General features: G+C 65.4%; 18 protein-coding genes. 6 read left to right on the top strand and 12 right to left on the bottom strand.

Annotated features, from left to right (window positions below; all coding sequences use genetic code 11):
- The first annotated feature begins 311 nt into the window (after window positions 1-311).
- The 5 genes from eda to RIB52_RS11955 all read left to right on the top strand — a co-directional run bounded on the left by eda (window position 312) and on the right by RIB52_RS11955 (window position 6,420).
- Window positions 312-983, top strand: coding sequence for a bifunctional 4-hydroxy-2-oxoglutarate aldolase/2-dehydro-3-deoxy-phosphogluconate aldolase (eda, locus tag RIB52_RS11975; RefSeq protein WP_350175823.1), 672 nt, complete (start codon window positions 312-314; stop codon window positions 981-983).
- 14 nt (window positions 984-997) lie between these two features.
- Window positions 998-2,134, top strand: coding sequence for an FAD-dependent oxidoreductase (locus RIB52_RS11970; protein WP_350175821.1), 1,137 nt, complete (start codon window positions 998-1,000; stop codon window positions 2,132-2,134).
- A 43-nt stretch (window positions 2,135-2,177) separates the two neighbouring features.
- The gene (locus tag RIB52_RS11965; RefSeq protein ID WP_350175819.1) at window positions 2,178-4,316 is read left to right on the top strand and encodes a dihydrolipoyl dehydrogenase family protein; all 2,139 of its coding nucleotides are present in this window, start codon (window positions 2,178-2,180) and stop codon (window positions 4,314-4,316) included.
- Entirely contained in the window at window positions 4,313-5,590 is a 1,278-nt protein-coding gene (locus tag RIB52_RS11960; protein ID WP_350175817.1) for a NupC/NupG family nucleoside CNT transporter, read from the top strand. The genes RIB52_RS11965 and RIB52_RS11960 overlap by 4 nt, the downstream gene beginning before the upstream one ends.
- A 227-nt stretch (window positions 5,591-5,817) precedes the next feature.
- Window positions 5,818-6,420, top strand: a complete 603-nt coding sequence (locus RIB52_RS11955; RefSeq protein ID WP_350175815.1) for a CDP-alcohol phosphatidyltransferase family protein — start codon at window positions 5,818-5,820, stop codon at window positions 6,418-6,420.
- A gap of 8 nt (window positions 6,421-6,428) precedes the next feature.
- Here RIB52_RS11955 and RIB52_RS11950 read toward each other — a convergent pair whose 3' ends face one another.
- Window positions 6,429-7,223, bottom strand: coding sequence for a DUF1499 domain-containing protein (locus RIB52_RS11950; RefSeq protein WP_350175813.1), 795 nt, complete (start codon window positions 7,221-7,223; stop codon window positions 6,429-6,431).
- 232 nt (window positions 7,224-7,455) lie between these two features.
- Here RIB52_RS11950 and RIB52_RS11945 point away from each other — a divergent pair, with 232 nt between their 5' ends.
- A complete protein-coding gene (locus RIB52_RS11945) occupies window positions 7,456-8,055 on the top strand; it encodes a pseudoazurin (protein ID WP_350175811.1) in 600 nt (199 codons plus the stop codon).
- Between the two features lie 223 nt (window positions 8,056-8,278).
- On the opposite strand, the gene hemA is transcribed toward RIB52_RS11945, so the two are convergent.
- The 11 genes from hemA to RIB52_RS11890 are packed head-to-tail and all read right to left on the bottom strand — an operon-like array spanning window position 8,279 to window position 20,491.
- The gene (gene hemA / locus RIB52_RS11940; RefSeq protein WP_350175809.1) at window positions 8,279-9,502 is read right to left on the bottom strand and encodes a 5-aminolevulinate synthase; all 1,224 of its coding nucleotides are present in this window, start codon (window positions 9,500-9,502) and stop codon (window positions 8,279-8,281) included.
- A 23-nt stretch (window positions 9,503-9,525) separates the two neighbouring features.
- A complete protein-coding gene (gene puhE / locus RIB52_RS11935; RefSeq protein ID WP_350175807.1) occupies window positions 9,526-10,353 on the bottom strand; it encodes a putative photosynthetic complex assembly protein PuhE in 828 nt (275 codons plus the stop codon).
- Entirely contained in the window at window positions 10,347-11,408 is a 1,062-nt protein-coding gene (gene acsF, locus RIB52_RS11930; protein WP_350175805.1) for a magnesium-protoporphyrin IX monomethyl ester (oxidative) cyclase, read from the bottom strand. Before acsF ends, puhE begins: the two co-directional genes overlap by 7 nt.
- Window positions 11,405-11,737: an O2-dependent cyclase accessory protein gene (locus RIB52_RS11925; RefSeq protein WP_350175803.1), complete on the bottom strand. Its 333-nt coding sequence runs from the start codon at window positions 11,735-11,737 to the stop codon at window positions 11,405-11,407. The genes acsF and RIB52_RS11925 overlap by 4 nt, the downstream gene beginning before the upstream one ends.
- Window positions 11,737-12,216, bottom strand: a complete 480-nt coding sequence (puhC, locus tag RIB52_RS11920) for a photosynthetic complex assembly protein PuhC (protein ID WP_350175801.1) — start codon at window positions 12,214-12,216, stop codon at window positions 11,737-11,739. Before puhC ends, RIB52_RS11925 begins: the two co-directional genes overlap by 1 nt.
- Complete coding sequence (gene puhB, locus RIB52_RS11915; RefSeq protein ID WP_350175800.1) at window positions 12,213-12,986, bottom strand: photosynthetic complex putative assembly protein PuhB; 774 nt, start codon at window positions 12,984-12,986, stop codon at window positions 12,213-12,215. The genes puhC and puhB overlap by 4 nt, the downstream gene beginning before the upstream one ends.
- Window positions 12,977-13,762, bottom strand: coding sequence for a photosynthetic reaction center subunit H (gene puhA, locus RIB52_RS11910; protein WP_350175798.1), 786 nt, complete (start codon window positions 13,760-13,762; stop codon window positions 12,977-12,979). Before puhA ends, puhB begins: the two co-directional genes overlap by 10 nt.
- A gap of 58 nt (window positions 13,763-13,820) precedes the next feature.
- Window positions 13,821-15,257 carry a BCD family MFS transporter gene (locus tag RIB52_RS11905; RefSeq protein ID WP_350175796.1) on the bottom strand — a complete coding sequence of 479 codons (1,437 nt, stop codon included), beginning with the start codon at window positions 15,255-15,257 and terminating at the stop codon, window positions 13,821-13,823.
- Window positions 15,254-15,973, bottom strand: a complete 720-nt coding sequence (gene bchM, locus RIB52_RS11900) for a magnesium protoporphyrin IX methyltransferase (protein ID WP_350175794.1) — start codon at window positions 15,971-15,973, stop codon at window positions 15,254-15,256. Before bchM ends, RIB52_RS11905 begins: the two co-directional genes overlap by 4 nt.
- Window positions 15,973-16,869 carry a ferredoxin:protochlorophyllide reductase (ATP-dependent) iron-sulfur ATP-binding protein gene (bchL, locus tag RIB52_RS11895; RefSeq protein WP_350175792.1) on the bottom strand — a complete coding sequence of 299 codons (897 nt, stop codon included), beginning with the start codon at window positions 16,867-16,869 and terminating at the stop codon, window positions 15,973-15,975. Before bchL ends, bchM begins: the two co-directional genes overlap by 1 nt.
- A 22-nt stretch (window positions 16,870-16,891) precedes the next feature.
- Window positions 16,892-20,491 (bottom strand): magnesium chelatase subunit H, encoded by a 3,600-nt coding sequence (locus tag RIB52_RS11890; protein ID WP_350175790.1) that lies wholly within the window; start codon window positions 20,489-20,491, stop codon window positions 16,892-16,894.
- Window positions 20,492-20,522: the final 31 nt, after the last annotated feature.

Below are 20,522 nucleotides of genomic sequence, written 5' to 3'. Positions count from 1 at the left end.
CGACCCGCGCGATACGAGATATTGTTCAATTCCATCCGTGCCCGCCGATGGGACCTGCGCCCGCCCCGCGATCCCGGCGCCGACCACCAATCCCGGCCCGTTGCCACAGGGCTGTTGTGCAAATGCGAAGTGTCGCGATTCATACCGTATATCAAGCCCGGATTGAAAAAACCTCGCCGCGATTCAACCGATTTCCCCCAAGGCGGGCGGTGAAGGCGGGACAGATCGATGCTAGGGCCCGGATTGACCCTTGCTGAACCGGGCGCGATCACGGCCCGTCAGTGCGGGGGCGATGCAAGCGAGGAGGGCAGATGAGCCAGGCCGACAGGATCAGCGAGGCGCTCGCAGCGGCGCCGGTCGTCCCTCTGGTGGACAGCGGCGACGCGGAAGAGGCGGTCGCTACGGGGCGGGCGCTGCTCGATGGCGGGCTCGCAGTGCTCGAAGTGGTGCTGCGACGCCCCGGCGCGCTCGAGGCGGTGCGGGCCATGGCCGAGCGGCGCGCGGAGATCGAGCAGGAGACGGGCCTGCGCCTCATCCTCGGGGCGGGAACCGTCCTCACCCTCGACCAGGCGCGCGCCGCGCGCGATGCAGGGGCCGAGTTCATCGTCTCGCCCGGCCTCGTCGAGGAAATCGCGGCATGGTGCATGGATGAAGGCCTGCCGGTCTTCCCCGGCACCGCCACCGCGGGCGAAGTCCAGCGCGCCTATGCAATGGGTCTTCGCACGGTCAAATTCTTTCCCGCCGCGCTCGCGGGCGGCGTGCCGATGCTCAGCGCCCTGTCCTCGGTCTTCGGCGCAATGCGCTTCATGCCGACCGGCGGCATTTCGGCGGCAAACCTCCACGAATACCTCGCCCTTCCCCGCGTGATCGCCTGCGGGGGAAGCTGGCTCACCCCTGCCGAGCGGATCGCGGCGGGAGACTGGGCGGCCGTCACCCGGCTCGCCGACGAGGCGCGTGACATCGCCCGCACGGCGCGGGGCTGAGTGGGCGTTTTCGCATGAGCGCGCCCGGCAAGCACCTGCTCTTGGTGGGCGGCGGCCATGCCCATGTCGCGGTCCTGGCCGACTGGATCCGCCATGGTCGGCCCAAGGGCGCGCGGGCGACTCTGCTCACCCCCCATCCGGCGCTGCGCTATTCGGGCATGGTTCCCGGCTGGATGGTCGGCGAGCACGAAAGGCTGCGCGGGATCGTCGATCTCGCCGGGCTCGCGGCGGCGGCGGGCATGGACTTAGAACTCGCTCGCGCTGTCGCCTTCGATCCCGTTGCCCGCACTGTCACGACCGCCGCGGGCCAGCGGATCGCTTTCGACCTCGCTTCACTCGATACGGGCGGCGTGGGCCATGCGGCCAGCACGTTGGGCGAGGACGATCGCATTGTCGAAATTCGCCCCATCGAGCGTTTCGTCGAGCGGATCGCGGGCTGGCGAGAGGCGAACCGCGTGCGCGCCGTCAGGGCAGCGGTGGTCGGCGGCGGGGCGGGTGGGGTCGAACTCGCTTTCGCCCTGCGCAATCTTGCCGGGATGGCGGTGCGGCCCGAGGTCGTGCTGGTGGCCGGCAGCGCAGGGCTCGTGCCGTCCATGTCGCGCCGCGTTCGCCGGATGGTCGCGGGCGAACTGGAGCGGCAGGGGATCGCGGTGGTGGATGGGAATGCGCGTCTTGCGAGCGGGGCGCTTCTTGCCGGGGAAACGTCGCAGATATCGCTCGAGCCGCTCGACATCGTGCTCGCCGCTCTCGGCAGCGCCGCGCCTCGCTGGCCGGGCGAAGGCGGGCTTATGGTCGATGCGGACGGGTTCGTTGCGGTCGATGCGTCCCAGCGTTCTCTCTCGCATCCCCATGTCTTCGCCGCCGGAGACGTCGCCGCGCGGGCGGATCGCGACGTGCCCCATTCCGGCGTCCATGCGGTCTTTGCCGGACCGGTGCTGGCCGCCAATCTGCGCGCCGCGCTTGCCGGGCGAGAGCCGGTGGAGCGCTATCGCCCGCGATGGAACAGCCTTTACCTGCTTTCGACCGGCAATGGCCGTGCCATAGCGAGTTACGGGCCCTTCGCCGCGAAGGGGCGCTGGGTGGCCCGGCTCAAGCGCTGGATAGACTTGCGCTGGATCAACACTTACGCAGGGCTGGCAGGCGCGATGTAACCGGGACCCGATTCCATCCGTATTCACCGTCATGGGAGCGCATATGAAGAAAGCGATCGTCATCGCCCTGATCGCCGCGCTCGTGATCGCCTATTTCGCATTCGATCTCGGTGACTACCTCACGCTCGAGGGGATAAAGCGCGTCGCCGGGCGGGTGGATGCGTTCTATGCCGACAATCCGGCGCTGGTGATCGGCGGCTTCTTCCTCGTCTATGTCGCGGTGACCGCCGCATCGCTGCCGGGGGCCGCCGTGATGACGCTGGCGGCGGGCGCGCTGTTCGGGCTGGTGCTCGGCAGTCTCGTCGCCTCCTTCGCGTCCACTCTCGGCGCGACGCTCGCCTTTCTGGCCTCGCGCTATGTCCTGCGCGATTGGGTCGAGGCGCGGTTCGGGCGGCGATTGAAAGGCGTGAACGAGGGGCTGGAGCGCGACGGGGCGTTCTACCTTTTCACGATCCGGATGATCCCGCTTTTTCCCTTCTTCGTGGTCAATCTCGTCATGGGGCTGACCAGGATCAGGACCTGGACCTTCGCCTGGGTGAGCCAGGTGGGCATGTTGCTGGGGACCATCGCCTATGTGAATGCCGGGACGCAGCTTGCCCGGATCGAAAGCGCGAGCGGCCTGCTTTCGCCCGGGCTGATCGCGTCCTTCGTCGTGCTCGGCTTCGTTCCGTGGATCGGCAAGGGCGTGGTCGGTTTCATCCGGCGGCGACGGGTCTATCGCGGATTTAGCCGTCCGAGGAAGTTCGACCGCAATCTCGTCGTCATCGGCGCGGGCTCGGCCGGGCTGGTCGCCGCCTATATCGCGGCGCAGGTGCGGGCGAAGGTGACGCTGATGGAGGCGGAGAAGATGGGCGGCGACTGCCTCAATACCGGCTGCGTTCCGTCCAAGGCGCTGATCAAGTCGGCCAGGGCGGCGGCGACGATGCGCCATGCGGACCGTTACGGGCTCACCCCGGTCGAGCCGCAAGTCCCCTTTCGCGAGATGATGGCACGGGTGCGGCGCGTGATCGAGACGATCGAGCCGCATGACAGCGTCGAGCGCTATGAGGGGCTGGGCGTCGACGTGGTCGAGGGCCGGGCGCGCATCGTCGATCCGTGGACTCTCGAGATCGCCCGCGCGGACGGCGCGGCGGAGCGCCTCACGACCCGCGGCATCGTTGTCGCAACGGGAGCCGCACCCTTCGTGCCCCCCATTCCGGGGATCGAAACGTCGGGCTATCTGACAAGCGAGACGCTGTGGGATGCCTTTGCCGGGCTTGACGAGATACCGCGCCGCATCGCGATCCTCGGTGGCGGGCCGATCGGCTGCGAATTGGCGCAGGCGCTGGCCCGGCTGGGGGCGCAGGTGACGCAGGTCGAGCGCGGCAACAGGGTGCTGGCGCGCGAGGACACCGATGTGTCCGACCTCGCCCGTGCCGTGCTCGAGGAAGCCGGGGTCGCAGTCCTCACCGGCCATACGGCCGTGCGCTTCGAGGGTGGCGCGCTGATCGCGCAAAGCGAAGAAGGCATGGCGCGGATCGAATACGATGCGCTGATCGTGGCGGTCGGGCGCAAGGCGCGGCTTGACGGTTTCGGGCTGGAAGAGCTCGGCATCGACACCGAGGCGACTGTCGATACCGACGAATTCCTCGCCACGAAATTCCCCAATATCTACGCCGCAGGAGATGTCGCCGGGCCGTTCCAGTACACCCATGCCGCCAGCCACCAGGCCTGGTATGCCAGCGTCAACGCGCTGTTCGGCCAGTTCTGGCGCTTCAAGGCCGATTACCGCGTCATGCCCGCCGTCACGTTCCTCGACCCCGAATTCGCCCGCGTCGGGCTGAACGAGCGCGAGGCACGCGAGCAGGGCACCGAATACGAGGTCACGCGCTACGATATCGACGATCTCGACCGCGCCATTGCCGAGAGCGAGACGAAAGGCTTCGTCAAGGTCCTCACCCCGCCGAACAAGGACACGATACTCGGCGTGACCATCGTCGCCTCCCATGCGGGCGAACTGCTCGCCGAATATGTGCTGGCGATGAAGCAGGGCATCGGGCTCAACGCAATCCTCGGCACGATCCATTCCTATCCGACCATGGCCGAGGCCAACAAATACGCCGCCGGCGACTGGAAACGCGCCCACAAGCCCGAGGGGCTGCTCGGCCTTGTCGAGCGCTATCACGCCTGGCGGCGCGGATGATCGCGGATCTGTTCGACCAGTTGCGCGGACTCCTCGGGATCGCCGTGCTGATCGCGGTGGCATGGGGTCTGAGCGAGGATCGCGCCCGTTCGCCGTCCTGGCGCTGGATCCTCGGTGCGCTGGCGCTGCAGGGGGCGCTGGCGCTGTTGATCGTGCGCGTGCCGATCGTCTGGACGGCGATGGGCTATGCCAATGACGCCGTCGGAGCGATCGAGCGCGCAACGCTCGATGGCTCGTCCTACATGTTCGGCTATCTCGGCGGCGCGCCCCTGCCATTCGAGCTCAAGGAGGGCGTGGCGCCGCCCGTCATCATCGCCTTCCAGATCCTGCCGCTCGTCATCGTCTTTTCCGCGCTCGCCGCGCTGCTGTGGCACTGGGGCGTGCTGCGCTGGATGGTGAACGGCCTGTCCTTCCTATTGCGCCGGACATTGGGCGTGAGCGGCGTGGTCGGGCTGTCGGGCGGGGCCAACCTGTTCCTCGGCGTCGTCGAAAGCCCGCTTGTGGTGCGCGCCTATTTCGCCCGCATGAACCGCGCCGAACTGTTCCAGGTCATGGTGCTGGCGATGGCGACGATATCGGGCGCGATCCTGATCCTTTACGCGACGACCCTTTCGGCGACCGTGCCCGATGCCGTGGGCCACATGATCTCCGCCTCGCTCGTCTCGCTGCCCGCCGCTTTGCTCATCGCCAAACTCATGGTCCCCGGCAGCCCCGACGACGCCGGAACCGATGCCGATGGGGACGAACCGGGGCTGAAATACGAATCGTCCATCGATGCCATCGTGAAAGGCACGATGGACGGGATGCAGCTTTTCCTTGCCGTCATCGCGATCATAATCGTTGTGTTCGCGCTCGTTTCGCTGGCCGACCAGGCGCTCGCGCTGCTGCCTGCGGTCGCCGACGAGCCGTTGACCTTGAAGCGCCTGCTGGGTTGGCTCTTCGCGCCTTTCATGTGGCTGATCGGCGTTCCCTGGGCCGAGGCGCAGCCGGCGGGCGCCTTGATGGGAACCAAGGCGATCCTCAACGAATATGTCGCCTATCTCGAACTCGCCGACCTGCCGGACGGCACGCTGTCACAGCGCGGCCTGCTGATCGTCACCTATGCCCTGTGCGGTGTCGCCAATCTTGCGAGCGTCGGCCTGATGGTGTCGACCATCGGCACGCTGTGCCCCGAACGCCGCGCCGAAGCGGCGGGACTGGGCATCAGGAGCTGGATCGCGGGCAACCTTGCCAGCGCGATGACGGGGGCGTGGATCGGGCTGGTGACGTGGTAAGGCCAGCGGCCGGCGGCCCGGTTTCCTACGCCGTCCGCCGGGGGTATCGCTTGCGCCAGTTGTCCGGTGATGGAGTGAAGCATTGCGAAAAGGCCCCGTTTCCCCTGTCCGTCCGCCTGTGGTTTTCGCCAAAGCCATGATTAAAGTCAGGACTTTGCCGCCGTGTTGGGAAAGTTACAGGGTGTCACTTTTGTCACCTTTTCCTGCATTCGCGAGGGGCTGAGCGCGTGTTCGACGCCAGGCTCCGCCCGCTGATCGACCCGCCTCTGAACCGCGCCGGGCGCGCGCTGGCGCAGGTCGGAGTGACAGCGAACGGCCTGACGCTGACGGGCCTTGCGCTCGGCCTTGCGGGGGCGGGGGCGATCGCTTTCGGCGAGATCGGGGCGGGGCTGGCGCTCATCATCGCCAACCGGCTGCTCGACGGGCTCGACGGGGCGGTGGCGCGCGCGAGGGGGCCGAGCGCCCTGGGCGGCTATCTCGATATCGTTGCCGATTTCGCTTTTTACGTTTCGGTCCCGCTCGGTTTCGGCGTGCTGGCCGAGGCGAACACGCTGCCCGCGCTGGTGCTGGTCGCGAGCTTCGTGCTGACGGGGGTAAGCTTCCTTGCCTTCGCCGTTATCGCCGCCGAACAGGGTGAGAAAACCGAGGCGCACGGGACGAAGAGCTTCTTCTATTCGACCGGACTTGCCGAAGGCGCGGAGACCATCGCGGTGTTCATCGCCATGTGCGTCTTTCCCGGCTGGTTCGCAGGGCTCGCCTATGCCTATGCCGCCCTGTGCGTGCTCACCGTGCTCCAGCGCAGCGCGATGGCGTGGGCGCGCTTCCGGTGATGCGCGCGTCAGAGCCGCTCGGCGATGGCCGCGCGCAGTTCGCGCAGGCGCTCGGCATTGGCTCCGAGATCGCTCTGCCCCACCCGGCTGACCGAGCGCAGGTCGATCTCACCGTCCTCGATGCGCGCGACGACATCGTCCTTGAACCCGAACCAGAAGGTTTCGGCGACGCCTTCGACCCGGCCGGCCTCTTCATCCTTGCGGATGTCGGCGAGCCCGGCGGCCGCCATCGCCTCCCGTACGGCCTCCAGGGCCTCGCCGCGGGGCGCATCAAAGGAAAGCGGTTCAAGGTCGGGATAGTTCGCCGCGATGACCTCGGCATGGCTCTGCGCGGCGAGCGGGTCCTCGATGCCGGCCTCGCGCCACATGTCGAGCTCGCCCAGCGGCACGGAATAGTCGTTGAGCGGATTGGCCCCGGCGCGCACGCGCGCTTCGAGCGTTGCGGAAGAGAATTGGGGTGGATCGGCGGTGTCGGTGGCGACATCGTGGATCGGGTTGGCCGCGCCCTTGCTTGCAGCGCTCAAGCCGAGCCCCACGAAGGCGAGCGGGATGAGCAGCGCCACGAGCGCGAGCGGCCAGCCGGTGCGCGGGGGCTTGCGAAGGATCAGGACGAGCGAGACGATCGCAAGCAGCAGAGCGAGGCCGATGAGCAGCAGTCCCCCGCCAAATGTCAGGGCGAGGAGCCCGGTCTGCCAGTCCCACGCCCCGTATTTCGTGCCCAGCGCGCTGGCGGCAAGAAAGAGCGGAATGAACAGCGCAAGGCCGAGCGCGATTCGGGCGTGGAGCGGGGATTTCGTGTCCATGGGCGTTGTTTAACGCCTTGCGGCGGCGGGGCAATGCCGCGCTGCGACTTGCAATCATTAGCGCGTGCGGGCAATCCTGTGGAAACGCATTCGGATTCATGCGTTGTCGGGTCTGAGGTTCGCGGGGGCGCGAGGGTGAAATTGCATCATTCCCCCGCTTTCAATGGCCTTTAACTTGGTTTAATGCCCGCATCCTCGCGGGAGGATTTAGTTTCAAAGAGGGAAATCTATCATGAAGCGTACCAATTTCCTGAGCGCTGTCGCGCTCGCCAGCCTCGTGACGCTGTCGGCCTGCGGCGGCGGCAACCAGGAAACCGCCGAAGCTCCGGCGGCCGAGGAAACCGAAGCCGCACCGGTAGCCGAGGAAACGACCGCGGCGGCTGAAGAAGAAGAAGTCGCCCCTGTTCCCGAGGTCGAAGCCAACGGCACCGTGCACGAAGTCCAGATGCTGACGCGCGATCCCGATGGCAGCGGCCTGCAGGTCTTCAAGCCGCGCCTGATCACCGCCGCAGTGGGCGACACGGTCAAGTTCGTCCCGACCGATCCGACCCACCAGTCCTCGTCGATCGCGGAAATGATCCCCGCCGGCGTCGAAGGCTGGGAAGGCGAGATCAACAAGGAAGTCAGCTACGTCCTGCCGACTCCGGGCGTCTACGGGTACAAGTGCATTCCGCACTACGCTGCGGGCATGATCGGCATGATCGTGGTCGAGGGCGAAGGCATGACCGACAATCTCGAAGACGCGAAGGCCGTCAGCCATCCGGGTCTCGCCGGCCGCGAATTCAACGAGATCTTCGAAACGGCCGAGAGCGAGGGCATGCTCTCCTCGTAAGGCTTTGACCTTCATCGAAGGCTCGAAACGGCAGGGGCCGGCGTGGGATGCCACGTCGGCCCCTCGCTTTTCCGACCGATGCGGCGGGTCGCAGTGGGCGAGGCGCAGTCCGAGGTCGCTCGGCCCGAAGACGGGACCCTCGACATGAAAAAGGAGCGGCAGGCCGTAACCTGCCGCTCCTTCGTCGCCCCTCCCGTCCCCGGGGCGGTAACGGGTGATCCCGTCAGGCTGCGGTCGCCATGCGGGCCAGCTCGCACTGGGACCAGATCTCGGACAGCGCGTCGATCAGCCGGTCGATGTCGCCGTCGTCGTGCACCGGCGAGGGCGTCAGGCGCAAACGCTCGGTCCCGACCGGCACTGTGGGATAATTGATCGGCTGAACATAGATGCCGTGATTGTCCATGAGCCAGTCGCTGATCCTTTTGCACTTGTGCGCATCACCCACCATGACCGGGATGATGTGGCTCGGATTGGCGAGGTGCGGGATGCCCATGATGTCGAGCTTGCGCCGCACCTGCGCGACCCGTTCCTGGTGCTTTTCGCGCTCTTCGTTGCTTTCCTTGAGGTGGCGGATGCTGGCCGCAGCGCCCGCTGCTACCGCAGGGGGCAGGGCGGTCGAGAAGATGAACCCGCTGGCGAAGCTGCGCACGAAATCGACGAGGTTGGTCGAAGCGGCGATGTAGCCGCCCATCACGCCGAAGGCTTTGCCGAGCGTGCCTTCGATCACGGTGATCCGGTCCATCAGCCCCTCGCGCTCGGCGATGCCGCCTCCGCGCGGGCCGTAAAGGCCGACGGCGTGGACCTCGTCGATGTAGCTCATCGCGCCGTGCTTCTCGCAGACATCGAGGATTTCCGAGATCGGCCCGATATCGCCGTCCATCGAATAGACGCTCTCGAAGGCGACCAGCTTGGGAACCTCGGGGCCGTAATCGGACAGAAGCTCGTCGAGATGCTCGACATCGTTGTGGCGGAAAATCTTGTAAGGTGCGCGCGAATAACGGATGCCCTCGATCATCGAGGCATGGTTGAGCGCGTCGGAGAACACCACGCAGTTCGGGATTCGCGCGGCAAGCGTGCCGATGCCCGCCCAGTTAGAGACATATCCGCTCGTGAACAGAAGCGCCGCTTCCTTGCCGTGAAGGTCGGCGAGTTCGGCCTCGAGTTCGACGTGGTAATGGTTCGTGCCCGAGATGTTGCGCGTGCCACCGGCTCCTGCGCCGCATTCGTCGAGCGTCGCATGCATCGCCTCGAGCACCTTGGGATGCTGGCCCATGCCGAGATAGTCGTTCGAGCACCACACGGTCACCGCCTGCGTTTCCTCGGCGCCCACGAAACGCGTCGCATGCGGGAAACGTCCACGGTGGCGCTTGATGTCGGTGAAGACGCGGTAGCGCCCTTCCTCGCGCACGCCGGCCAGTTCACTGGCGAAATAGTCCTCGTAGTCCATGGGTCGTCCCTCTTGATGCATTCTTATATTCTGTCGTTCCGGATGGATGGCGCTGGTGTTGGCGCGGGTATCACCGTTTCGCGGCGGCGCGCGGGCAAGGCCCAGCCCCACAGCATGCCGTCGCGAAACGGCAGCGCGAGAAAGACATGCTCCAGAACGCCCAGCACGCACAGCGTGAAAAGCAGGCTTGCGCCCACCATTTGTGCGCTGCCCACCGGTGCCGATATCGCCAGCTGCGCGAACCATGCCGAAAGGGCGGTGATCGCCATGATCGAAACCCCTAGCAGTCCCGTCATGCGGTTCGCGCCGAAATAGGTCTTGAGATAATCGAGATGCGGCGGGAGCATCTCCGTCGTCGTATTGGGCACGCCGACGAACAGGTTGATCTTGGACGACAAGCGCAGGCCTAACATCAGGACGAACACGGTGGCCCCGATCTGGTTGGGCGCATTCCACGACAGCGATATCAGCAGCAGCGCGGTAAGCGCGAGCGCGACTTCATGATGCATCACCGTCGCGCTCGCCTGGCGGAACCGTTCGAGCCCGCGCACGCCCGGGGCGATCGGTACCCGCCGCGGGCCGGCCGAGGCTCCGGTGAGAAAGCCGATTTCATGCCAGCCCCAGACGAGTAGCGCGCCGATGAAAGCGGCATAAACGGCCAGCACCGAAACCGATTGCGACGCGATCAGGATCACGATCAGGCCGAGAATCCCGCCCGCACCAGCAATAGCGAGGCTGCGCGAAAAGGTCGCGCGCTCGCGATTGTCGGCCCACGCGACGAGACCCGTCGCGACGAACCAGACCGCCACCGTCACGATGAACGGGACAACATGGCCGCTCCAGCTTACCATGCGGGCTGCAGCCTGACCGATTGCGGCAGGGCGTTCGGCTTGGTGCGGTGGAAATAGAGCCGTGCGAAGTTCCAGCCTGCGCCGGCCATGCCGCTCACGCGCTTCGCGAGGCCGCCGATACCGCCCTGTTCCTTGCCGTCCTCGATCCGGCAGGATGCGAGGCGCAGGGCTTCCAGTCTCCGGCGGAAGACAGGGTCGTCGGTGTCGAGCTCGACCGGGAAGACCTGACGGCTGATCTGGTTGCAGATCGAGAACACCTCGTAGTCATATTCGGTCGGGTCGACGCCCAGCGCCTCGTGGAAGGCGGGCCGGGCATGGTCGCGCACATACATGGTCGCATAGACTGCCAGCAGGAAGAAACGCACCCACAGCTTGTTCGCGCCCTGGAGCAGCTTGGGGTCAGAGCGCAGCAGCATGGCGAAGGCCTCGCCGTGCCGGAACTCGTCATTGCACCATTCGAGGAACCAGTCGAAGATCGGGTGAAACTTGTTCTGCGGGTTCCGCGCGAGGTGGCGGTAGATCGTGATGTAGCGGGCATAGCCGATCTTCTCCGACAGATAGACCGCGTAGAAGATGAATTTCGGCTTGAAGAACGTGTATTTCTTGGTCTTTGTCAGATAGCCGAGATCGACACCGATACCCGCGTCCTTGAGGCATTCATTGATGAAACCGGCATGGCGGCTTTCGTCCCGCGCAAGCAGCTTGAAGAGCTGCTTCACGTCGGGATTCTTCGTGCGCTTGGCGATTTCGGCATAGAGCACGCAGCCCGAGAACTCCGAAGTCATCGAGCTGACCATGAAATCGGTGAATTCCTTGCGCAGTTCGGGGTTCAGGCCCTCGATCACGCCGGCGAAGCTGTCGTTATGTTTGAAATGCTTCTTGTTGGGGTCGCCAATCATTTCCTCGATCAGCGCGTCCCACTCCTCGCGCACGGGCGATACGTCGATCGCATCGAGCGCATCGTAATCCGTGGTGTAGAAACGCGGGGTCAGCATCGTTTCCTGCGTGGCGAGATCCATCGCCTCTTCGCTGGTCATCGGCTTGTAGGCGTTCATTTGATCCTCCCGGGGTTGAAGCTGACCTCGTAGAGTTCCCTGAGGTCGAAATAGGCCGCGATCCGGGTCAGCGCCCGGGCGAGGGGGCCCGCACGGGTGACGGTCGCGGTGCGTTCGAACACGGCGCTCTGGCCAAAGGGGATGGCGATCGGAGACCCGTGGACCCGGACCTTGTCACCCGGCTCAAGCTCAACGTCGCCGGCAAGCTCGACATGCGCGTGGAAATGCCGTGAGCTCTGCTCGACCGTGATCGTGCAGGGAATGTCGAACCGTTTCGCGGTCGGCACTGTGCGGATCGCTGCGTGATCGTCTATCGGGTGGCTGGCCATCACTTCACCCCCTCGAGCATTTCGGCGAAGACCCTGCGATTGTCCTTGCCGAAATAATCGAGTTCGAGCGTGCTGCCCGTCGTCTCGTCGCGCAGGGTGAGATTGCCATTGTCCCATTCGACCAGCTCGAAGGGCACTTCCGCACCGATGCCGCGGATGCGGCGCTGATGAACGAGGCTGCGCACGGTCGAGCGTACGAAGCCGCCATGGCCTACGCCGAAGCGCGCGACTTCGGCGCCGCTTGCCGCGTCCTCGACCCGGACCGATCCGTCCGCCTCGTCGAAGAAATGGAGCTGGCGTGTTGCAGTCGCCTGGGTTCCTTCTTCGGCGCGGTTCACGACCGGATCCGAGGTCCGCTCGAAGAAGCCGAGCGTCACCGAAGCGGTCATCGCGAGACTGATGGCGACGAGGCCGCCCATCAGCATCAGGGGAACGCGGTGGACGGTGATTTCGTCCTCTTCATAGGTGCGAACGATCATGCAGGAGCTCCTTCCAGGCCATTGTCCGACATCGTCTTCGTCTCTGCGGGCGAAGCACCGGAGGTCGCATGCACGGCCGCGCCGTTTACCGGCCTAGCCGTCGTGCTGCCCGCTTCCTTGATCTCGGTCAAATTTCTCTCGATCGCGCCGTGTTCGGCACGCGCATCGGCGAGCATTCGCGCGACCTTTTCCGGTTCGGCGATACCGCGCAGCATCGGCTCGGGCCGAGCGAGGCGGAAGGGGCGGACATGCGGCCACATCAGCAGATAGCCGAGCAGCCTGTCGCCCTTAAGTTCCACCGCAATATCGCCGTGGTCCTTGCCGCGCGGCTTGAGATGCGCCGCGCTGATCTGCTTGAGCGGCACGTTGATGCGCGTCTCGATCGCCATGCCGATGCGCATGATGAGACGCGTATCGGTAAGGATGTAGAGCGTGCTGCGCACACTCAGCCAGGCGAGCAGGTTAAGCACGCCGAGCCCCGCAACGCCGAGCGCGGCGATGATCGCGGCGCTCTGGAAATTGCCCATGGCGAGCGAAACCCCCACGAGAGCCACGAAATAGATGGCGACACTGCGGGTGTGGAAAGCGGTCCGTGCAAGCACGCGCATGTCGGGCCGGCCTTTCCACAGGATCCGTTCGTCCGCCGCCGGGGTCCCCATGGGGTCGCCGTGGGCGGTGGGTCCGGCGTTTTCCAGCTCGGGCGGATCGAAGCGCGGCTTTGCGTGCAGCTGCGGATCAGCCTCGGATACGGTCTTGGTGTTCAAATCCACGGTTCAGCCCTTTCCGGCGTCGCGTACATGTAGCCGCCGCCATAATAGGCCATGATCTTGTCCTCTTCGTAGCGAGTGACCTGGCCGGGTGTGTCGAGCCGCGGAACATCCGCGAATTGCTCGGAAGTGATTGCCGAAATTTCGACCTGTTCGGGCAGGTCGTCGAAGAAGCCCTTCTTCTGGACCGCGCAGACGAACATCGGTGCAAGCACCTTGTCGCCCGCATTAGTCTCGACTTCGAGATAGCGAATGATGTGCTCGGACTGGTCGACCCAGATGTCGCTGACCTTGCCCGCGACCTTCTTGTCGGCTGCGATGACGGGCCAACCGATCAGCGCCGGGTCGTTGGGCGAGACCGACAGTTCATGGCTGTTCTCGATCGGCACGATACGCGGGCGTCCATCATGGGTGAGATCGGGATAATCGGCGCGCTTGGCATAGGCGGCCGGTCCGAGCCCGTCTTTCATGGCGTTGCCGGTCGGAACCCACGGGGCTCCGGCGGCATTGAACGACTGGACGGCGGGAATGTTGATGTCGTCGCGCGGCACGTCCTCGGGAACATAGACCCCGCGCCCGTGCGGCAGGTTGAAGACCTTCTTTTCACCCTGGGTGAGCGGCCAGGTGTCTATCCTCCCGGTCTGTTCGTCCTCCACCGGATAACCTTCGCGGCGGCTTTCGCGGTTCAGATAGACCACGAGAGCGATGAAAAAGACGAAGAAGAGCAGAAAGGAAAGCTCAGCGACGTCGAGCGTTCCGACTATGTAGGTGTTGTTCATTTCACGTTCCTCTCATGCAGAGTGCGACCGGATTGGGGCCCCTCAGTTTCCTGGTTGATCATGTCGGAAATTCGCGCAGGCCGAACGGACGGCCCGGGCGCTCCCCGGTATCGAGGGTTCGAGTGCGACCCCGGCCGACAAGCGGCCCGATCGCGGCGAGGCCTGCCAGAAGCAGCAGGATTTCAAGGAGGTAGACCGAGGTGTACCCGGTCGCCCTCGTGGCGATGGCCTCTCCTGCATCGCCGGTCATGACGAGCGCCGAAACGCCGTCGCGTAGTGCGCCGCCAAGCGCGATACCCGCGCCCGCGGCCGTTGCCTGAACCGCGCCCCAGGCACCGAGTGCGAGGCCCGCGGTGGAGCTTTGGGCAAGGTTCATCGCCTCCATCAGCGTGCCGACCGAGAACAGGCCGAGCCCGACACCGATCGCGAAGGCACCAAGGAACAGCATGGAAGGCGAACCGAAGGGGGCGGCGAAGACCACGAAAAGGAAGGCCACTACCCCCGTGACAAGCCCGACACCCGCAAGCCGCAGCGGATCCCCGCCAAGCCCGAGCGAACGGCCCGAAAGCATGAAACCTATCAGGCTGCCGAATGCCCATGCGCCGGTCAGCGAGGTGGTCGAGCCGACCGAAAGGCCGAGGATCTCACCCCCATAAGGTTCGAGCAGGGCGTCCTGCATGGCGAAGCCGGCAGCGCCGATGCCGATGGCGGTCAGGAGCCGGGCATTGCGACCGTCGCGAACGAAAGAATTCCAAAGCTCACGGAAATCCGGCGTCTCGCGGTCATGGGCGGTCGCATTGGGATCGCGCGCTTCCTGTTTCCAGAGCGCAACGAGATTGAGCAATATCGTCAGCACCGCGCAGCCCTGGATGACCTGGACCAGCTTCGTTGCGGTGAAATCCATCAGCACGCCGCCGATCACGAAGGCGGCGAACATCATGCCGACCAGCAGCATGACATAGAGCAGCGCAACCGCGCGCGGGCGCTTTTCCTCGCTCGCAAGGTCGGTTGCCAGCGCCAGCCCGGCCGTTTGGGTGATATGGAAACCAGCCCCGGTCATCAGGAAGGCGACGGCCGCAGCGATCATGCCGAGATTGAAGGCTTCCGGCTTGCCCAGCAGCAGGAGGGCGAAAGGCATGATCGCCAGCCCGCCAAACTGGGCGAGCGTTCCTGCCCAGATATAGGGCACGCGGCGCCAGCCGAGAAAAGAGCGGTGCGTGTCCGACTTGTGTCCGATCAGCGCGCGGAACGGCGCGACCAGCAGCGGCACCGCGATCAGCAGCGCGACGAGCCATGTGGGCGTGCCGATCTCGACGATCATCACCCGGTTGAGCGTGCCGTTGAGCAGCACCATCGCCATCCCCACACTCACCTGGAACAGCGACAGCCGCAGAAGCCGCCCGAGCGGCAGGTCAGGGCTGGCCGCATCCGCAAAGGGCAGATAACGGACCGCGACCTGCGTCCAGGTGTCGGCAAGGCGAGGGCGCTGGTTCATCCGTGCCTCACCAGTTCGAGCGCCTGCGAGGTGTAGAATCCGCTCTGCACCCGCTTCGTGCGGCCGATCGACCAGCCGTGCAGGCGGGAAAGGCGCTCGCGCACCTCGGCCTCGCGCACGGGGACGATCGCGGGCGAGCGATCGCTCTTCGGAAAGACCTTGCCGATCTCGTGCATCGCGCCGAGCAGCCTGGTGCGCGGGGCGAAGGTGAACAGGATCGATTTCGTGCAGCGCTCGGCGAGCTGGGCCAGCGCGTCTGCCAGGTCCTCGGGCGAGTAATGGATCAGCGAATCCATCGCGACCACATGGGCGAAACTGCCCAGCTCGGGATCGAGCATGTCCCCTGCCATCCAGCGGATCCGGCCATGCCCGATGAAGGACGGCGTGCGCTCTCGCGCAACATCGACCAGTCCGGCTGCGACATCGATGCCGGTCACTTCCGCCCCGCGGCAGGCCGCCTCGATCGAGAGCGCCCCGGTCCCGCAGCCCGCATCGAGAATGCGGGTGCGCCTGAGGTCATCGGGCAGCCATGAAAGCAGGGTGTTCCTCATCTCGTCGCGGCCCGCCCGCACCGTCGCACGGATGCCGCTCACCTTCGTGTCGGAGGTAAGGTCGATCCAGGCCTGACGCGCCGTGCTGTCGAAATAGTTGGCAAGCGCCTCGCGCCGTTCGGCATAGGGGCTCGCCTCGAAGGGAAGGGGGGAACGTGTAGCCATCATTCAAATCCCAGAAAGTCGAAGATTTCACGGTCCTTCATCGGAGTGGCCACCTGCGGTTCGCGGCCGTCCCAGAGATCTTGCGCAAGGCGCAGATATTCGCTGCGCGCCTGCTCGACCTCGGGGCTGTCCTCCATTTCGAAGAGGGTGCATTTCTTGAGACGCGAGCGACGGATCGCGTCGACATCGCGGAAATGGGCGAGTCGCTCCATGCCGATCTTGTCGCAGAAACGGTCGATCTCATCGGTCTCGCGGCTGCGATTGGCGACCACTCCGGCAAGCCGCACCTCGTAATTCTTGGACTTGGCCCCGATTGCGGCGACGATCCGGTTCATCGCGAAGATGCTGTCGAAATCGTTCGCGGCCACCACCAGGGCGCGTTCGGCGTGCTGGAGGGGTGCTGCGAAGCCGCCGCACACCACGTCGCCGAGCACGTCGAAAATCACGACATCGGTATCTTCGAGCAGGTGGTGCTGTTTCAGAAGCTTCACCGTCTGGCCGACCACATAGCCGCCGCAGCCCGTGCCCGCCGGCGGACCGCCCGCCTCGACGCACATGACACCGTTATAGCCTTCGAACATGTAATCGTCCGGACGCAGCTCCTCGGAATGGAACTCGACCGTCTCAAGCACGTCGATGACCGTCGGCATGAGCTTCTTGGTCAGGGTGAAGGTGCTGTCGTGCTTGGGATCGCAGCCGATCTGCAGCACGCGGTGTCCCAGCTTTGAGAACGCCGCCGACAGGTTCGACGAGGTGGTCGACTTGCCGATCCCGCCCTTGCCGTAGACCGCGAACACCTTCGCGCCCTTGATCTCGTCGCGCGGGTCCATCTGGACCTGGACCGAGCCTTCCCCGTCGGGCGGGGCGAAGCTGGATTTGGGGTTGTGAAGGTTCATATCGACAATATCCCTTTGTCTCTCATTCGGCCACAAAGACGCCTTCAAGGCGGTCTTCGAGCTCGTCACTCGCCTCACGCAGGGCGGCGAGCGTTTCCTCGTCGGGCTCCCACAGGTTGCGGTCGCAGGCTTCGAGCAGGCGACCCGCGACCCGCGCGGAACTTTTCGGGTTCAGTTCGGAAAGGCGGCGACGCATGTCCTCGTCGAGGACAAAGGTCTCGCTGATCTTCTGGTAGACCCAGGGCGCGACCTGCCCGGTGGTGGCGGACCAGCCGAAGGTGGCGTTCACATGGCCCTCGATCGCGCGTACGCCCTCGTAACCGTGATCGAGCAGGCCCTCGAACCATTTCGGGTTGAGCGTACGGGTCCGCGCCTCGAAGTCGATCTGTTCGGCGAGCGTGCGCACCTTGGTGTTCCCGCGCGTCGCATCGAGGATATAGACCGGGGCCTCGGACCCCTTGGCCTTGGCGACCGAGCGCGTGACCCCGCCGAGCCCGTCGACATACTGATCGACGTCGTTGATCCCGACTTCGACGCTTTCGAGGTTCTGGTAGGTGAAATCGACATCGGCCAGCACGCTCTGGAGCAGATCGCGCTGCTGGACCGGGGCGCCTTTGACACCGTAGGCAAAGCCCTTGTTGACCTCGAAGGCATTGGCGAGTTCGTCCGGATCGGTCCAGGCGCCGCCGTCGATCATCTGGTTGACATTCGCCCCATAGGCGCCTTCCGCATTCGAGAACACGCGCAGCGCGGCCGTCTCGAGGTCGCAGCCCATCTTTTCCATCTGGGCGAGCGTGTGCTTGCGAACGAAATTCTGCTCGATCGGCTCGTCAGCCTGGCTGGCGAGCAGCGCGGCTTCGGCGAGCATCCGGGTCTGCATCGGGAGCAGGTCGCGGAAAATGCCCGAAAGCGTCGCCACAACGTCGATCCGCGGGCGGCCGAGTTCCTCGATCGGGATCAGTTCCGCCCCGGCGAGCCTTCCATAGCTGTCGCGCCGCGGCCGCGCGCCCATCAGGGTCAGCGCCTGTGCGATCTGGGTGCCCTCGCTCTTCAGGTTGTCCGTCCCCCAGAGCACCATGGCGATGCTTTCCGGGAAGGGCTGACCACCATCGACATGACGTTTGATCAGCCGCTCGGCCTGTTCGGATCCCTGCATGCAGGCATAGCGCGTCGGCATGAGGAAGGGGTCGAAGCCGTGAATGTTGCGGCCCGTCGGCAGGACCTCGGGATTGGCGACGATGTCGCCGCCCGGTGCAGGCGGGACATAGCCGCCGTCGAGCGCATTGATCAGCGCAGTGAGTTCGTCGGAAGAATCGAGCTGCTCGCCGAGAGCGCCTCGGTCGATGCCAGCATCGGCCATGAGTGCGGCCTCGACCATGGCATCGAGCATTTCCTCTCGCTCAGACCCGTGCGGATTGCGTCCGAGGACATGGAGCCCGTGCGGGATAAGCGCTTCTTCGAGCTCGTAGAGCCGCTCGCTGAGCGTTTCGATTGCGCCGCATTCGATGTCGAGCGCGTCGCACTGCTCGGCGATGATTGCAGCGAGCTCCTCGCGTTCCTGTTCGTCGTCGGCGCTGCTGCCGGTGGCGCGCCAGCGTTCGACGCTCGCTTTCAGCTCGGAAAGCCCCGTGTAGAGCCCGGCCTGCGCCAGCGGCGGGGTCATGTAGCTCACCAGGGTTGCAGCCGAACGGCGCTTCGCCAGCATGCCTTCCGACGGATTGTTGGCGGCGTAGAGATAAAAATTCGGCAGGTCGCCGATCAGGCGTTCCGGCCAGCAGGAGCTCGACATACCGGTCTGCTTGCCGGGCATGAATTCGAGAGCGCCGTGGGTGCCGAAATGAAGCACACTGTGCGCCCCGAAATCCTCGCGGATCCAGCGGTAGAAGGCGCTGAAAGCGTGGGTCGGAGCAAAGCCTCCCTCGAACAGCAGCCGCATCGGATCGCCCTCGTATCCGAAGGCGGGCTGGATGCCGACGAAGACATTGCCGAACATGGCGCCGAGCACCTGGATGTGAGTGCCATCGCTCTGCTGCTTGCCGGGGGCGGGGCCCCAGGCGGCCTCGATCTCTGCGAGGTATTTCTCGCGGGCGACGTGGTCGTCGGCAGGAATGCGCGCGGCGACATTGGCATCGGCGCCATAGAGGTCGGCATTGCCTTCGAGGATCGCGGTGCGCAGGTCGTCGACCGTTTCCGGCACGTCGACAGTGTAGCCTTCGGCCTTCATCCGGGTGAGGGTCGCGTGGAGCGATTCGTAGACCGACAGGAAGGCCGCCGTGCCGGTCGCACCCGCGTTCGGCGGGAAGTTGAACAGCACGACCGCGACCTTGCGCTCGGCACGCTGCGAGCGGCGGTTGCGGATCAGCTTGATCGTGCGTTCGGCGAGGGCTTCGGCGCGCTCGGGGCAACCCTGCATCGGGCGCAGCTTTTCCGAAGCCGGACGCTGGCATTGCCGTTCGCAGCCCATGCAGCAATCGCCGCCTTCGCCTGCACGCCCGCCGAAGACGCTCGGCACGATCGCGCCGTCGAGTTCGGGCAGCGCCACCATCAGCGTCGCTTCGAGCGGCATCAAACCCTGTTCGCCCTTGCGCCATTCCTCGATCGACTGGAATTCGATCGCATGGGCGGCGAGATAGGGCATGTCGAGGTCGCCCAGAACCTTGCGCGCGGCCTCGGCATCGGCATAGGCCGGGCCGCCGACGAGCGAAAAGCCTGTCAGGTTGACGATCGCATCGACGGTGGGCCGACCGTCGCGGTCCATGAAGAACTTCTCGATCGCGGGGCGCGCGTCGAGCCCGCTGGCGAACACTGGAACGACCTTGAGCCCGGCGTCCTCGAAGGCCTTGATCGCGCCATCGTAATGATGGCTGTCGCGGCCCAGCAGGTAGGAGCGCAGGAGGATCAGCCCGACCGTGCCGTTCTCCCCGCCGCCGGGAGGCAGCAGGCGCAGGCTTTCGGAAATGCGCTGCTTGGTGCGCGGGTGATAGACACCGATCTCGGGATATTCGAGCGGGGCTTCGGCCTTGGTCGTGCCGCGCCGCGCCATGCGATCTCCGGCGGCATAGCGGTCGATCAGGGCGCGGACCATCTGCTCCACATTCTCGTCAGAGCCCGCCAGCCAGTATTGCAGCGTGAGGAAATAGGCCCGCACGTCCTGCGCCGTGCCGGGAATGAATTTCAGGATCTTCGGCAGGCGGCGCAGCACTTTCATCTGGCCTTCGCCCGAACTCGCGCCTTTCTTGCCCGATCCGCGCAGTTTCTTGAGCAGCGCCATCGGCCCCTTTGCAGGCGCATCCATGCGGTAGCTGCCCATGCGCGTGAGGCGAACGATCTCGCCCGCCGACATCAGGCAGACCATCGCGTCGCATTCCTCGCGGCGCGCCTCGAGATCGGGCAGTATCGCGCGGACCTGGTCATCGATGAAAAGCATCGTGACGATGACGATATCGGCCTCGGCGATCGCCTTCTTGCAGGCGGCAAGATGTTCGCCGTCGCGCTCCCAGTCCGCTGCGGCGTGAAGCGAGAGGTGGATATTGTCCTCGCACAGCGCCTGGCCCGCCCGGTCAACCGCGCCTTTCAGGTGGTTGTCGAGCGTGACGATGGTCACGCGTACCGGGGAATTCATGCGCAGCTTACTGGGCGCCTGCGCCCGCGGT

Source organism: Erythrobacter sp., assembly GCF_040217515.1.
GTDB lineage: Bacteria > Pseudomonadota > Alphaproteobacteria > Sphingomonadales > Sphingomonadaceae > Erythrobacter.
Note: the sequence above shows the minus strand (reverse complement) of the source record. Positions and strands in the feature narration are given on the sequence as shown.

What these genes read in the sequence shown, in the direction of transcription:
- eda (WP_350175823.1), top strand. Translation starts at nt 312, where the DNA reads ATGAGCCAGGCCGACAGGATCAGCGAGGCGCTCGCAGCGGCGCCGGTC.
- RIB52_RS11970 (WP_350175821.1), top strand. Translation starts at nt 998, where the DNA reads ATGAGCGCGCCCGGCAAGCACCTGCTCTTGGTGGGCGGCGGCCATGCC.
- RIB52_RS11965 (WP_350175819.1), top strand. Translation starts at nt 2,178, where the DNA reads ATGAAGAAAGCGATCGTCATCGCCCTGATCGCCGCGCTCGTGATCGCC.
- RIB52_RS11960 (WP_350175817.1), top strand. Translation starts at nt 4,313, where the DNA reads ATGATCGCGGATCTGTTCGACCAGTTGCGCGGACTCCTCGGGATCGCC.
- RIB52_RS11950 (WP_350175813.1), bottom strand. Translation starts at nt 7,223, where the DNA reads ATGGACACGAAATCCCCGCTCCACGCCCGAATCGCGCTCGGCCTTGCG.
- RIB52_RS11945 (WP_350175811.1), top strand. Translation starts at nt 7,456, where the DNA reads ATGAAGCGTACCAATTTCCTGAGCGCTGTCGCGCTCGCCAGCCTCGTG.
- hemA (WP_350175809.1), bottom strand. Translation starts at nt 9,502, where the DNA reads ATGGACTACGAGGACTATTTCGCCAGTGAACTGGCCGGCGTGCGCGAG.
- puhE (WP_350175807.1), bottom strand. Translation starts at nt 10,353, where the DNA reads ATGGTAAGCTGGAGCGGCCATGTTGTCCCGTTCATCGTGACGGTGGCG.
- acsF (WP_350175805.1), bottom strand. Translation starts at nt 11,408, where the DNA reads ATGAACGCCTACAAGCCGATGACCAGCGAAGAGGCGATGGATCTCGCC.
- RIB52_RS11925 (WP_350175803.1), bottom strand. Translation starts at nt 11,737, where the DNA reads ATGGCCAGCCACCCGATAGACGATCACGCAGCGATCCGCACAGTGCCG.
- puhC (WP_350175801.1), bottom strand. Translation starts at nt 12,216, where the DNA reads ATGATCGTTCGCACCTATGAAGAGGACGAAATCACCGTCCACCGCGTT.
- puhA (WP_350175798.1), bottom strand. Translation starts at nt 13,762, where the DNA reads ATGAACAACACCTACATAGTCGGAACGCTCGACGTCGCTGAGCTTTCC.
- RIB52_RS11905 (WP_350175796.1), bottom strand. Translation starts at nt 15,257, where the DNA reads ATGAACCAGCGCCCTCGCCTTGCCGACACCTGGACGCAGGTCGCGGTC.
- bchM (WP_350175794.1), bottom strand. Translation starts at nt 15,973, where the DNA reads ATGGCTACACGTTCCCCCCTTCCCTTCGAGGCGAGCCCCTATGCCGAA.
- bchL (WP_350175792.1), bottom strand. Translation starts at nt 16,869, where the DNA reads ATGAACCTTCACAACCCCAAATCCAGCTTCGCCCCGCCCGACGGGGAA.
- RIB52_RS11890 (WP_350175790.1), bottom strand. Translation starts at nt 20,491, where the DNA reads ATGAATTCCCCGGTACGCGTGACCATCGTCACGCTCGACAACCACCTG.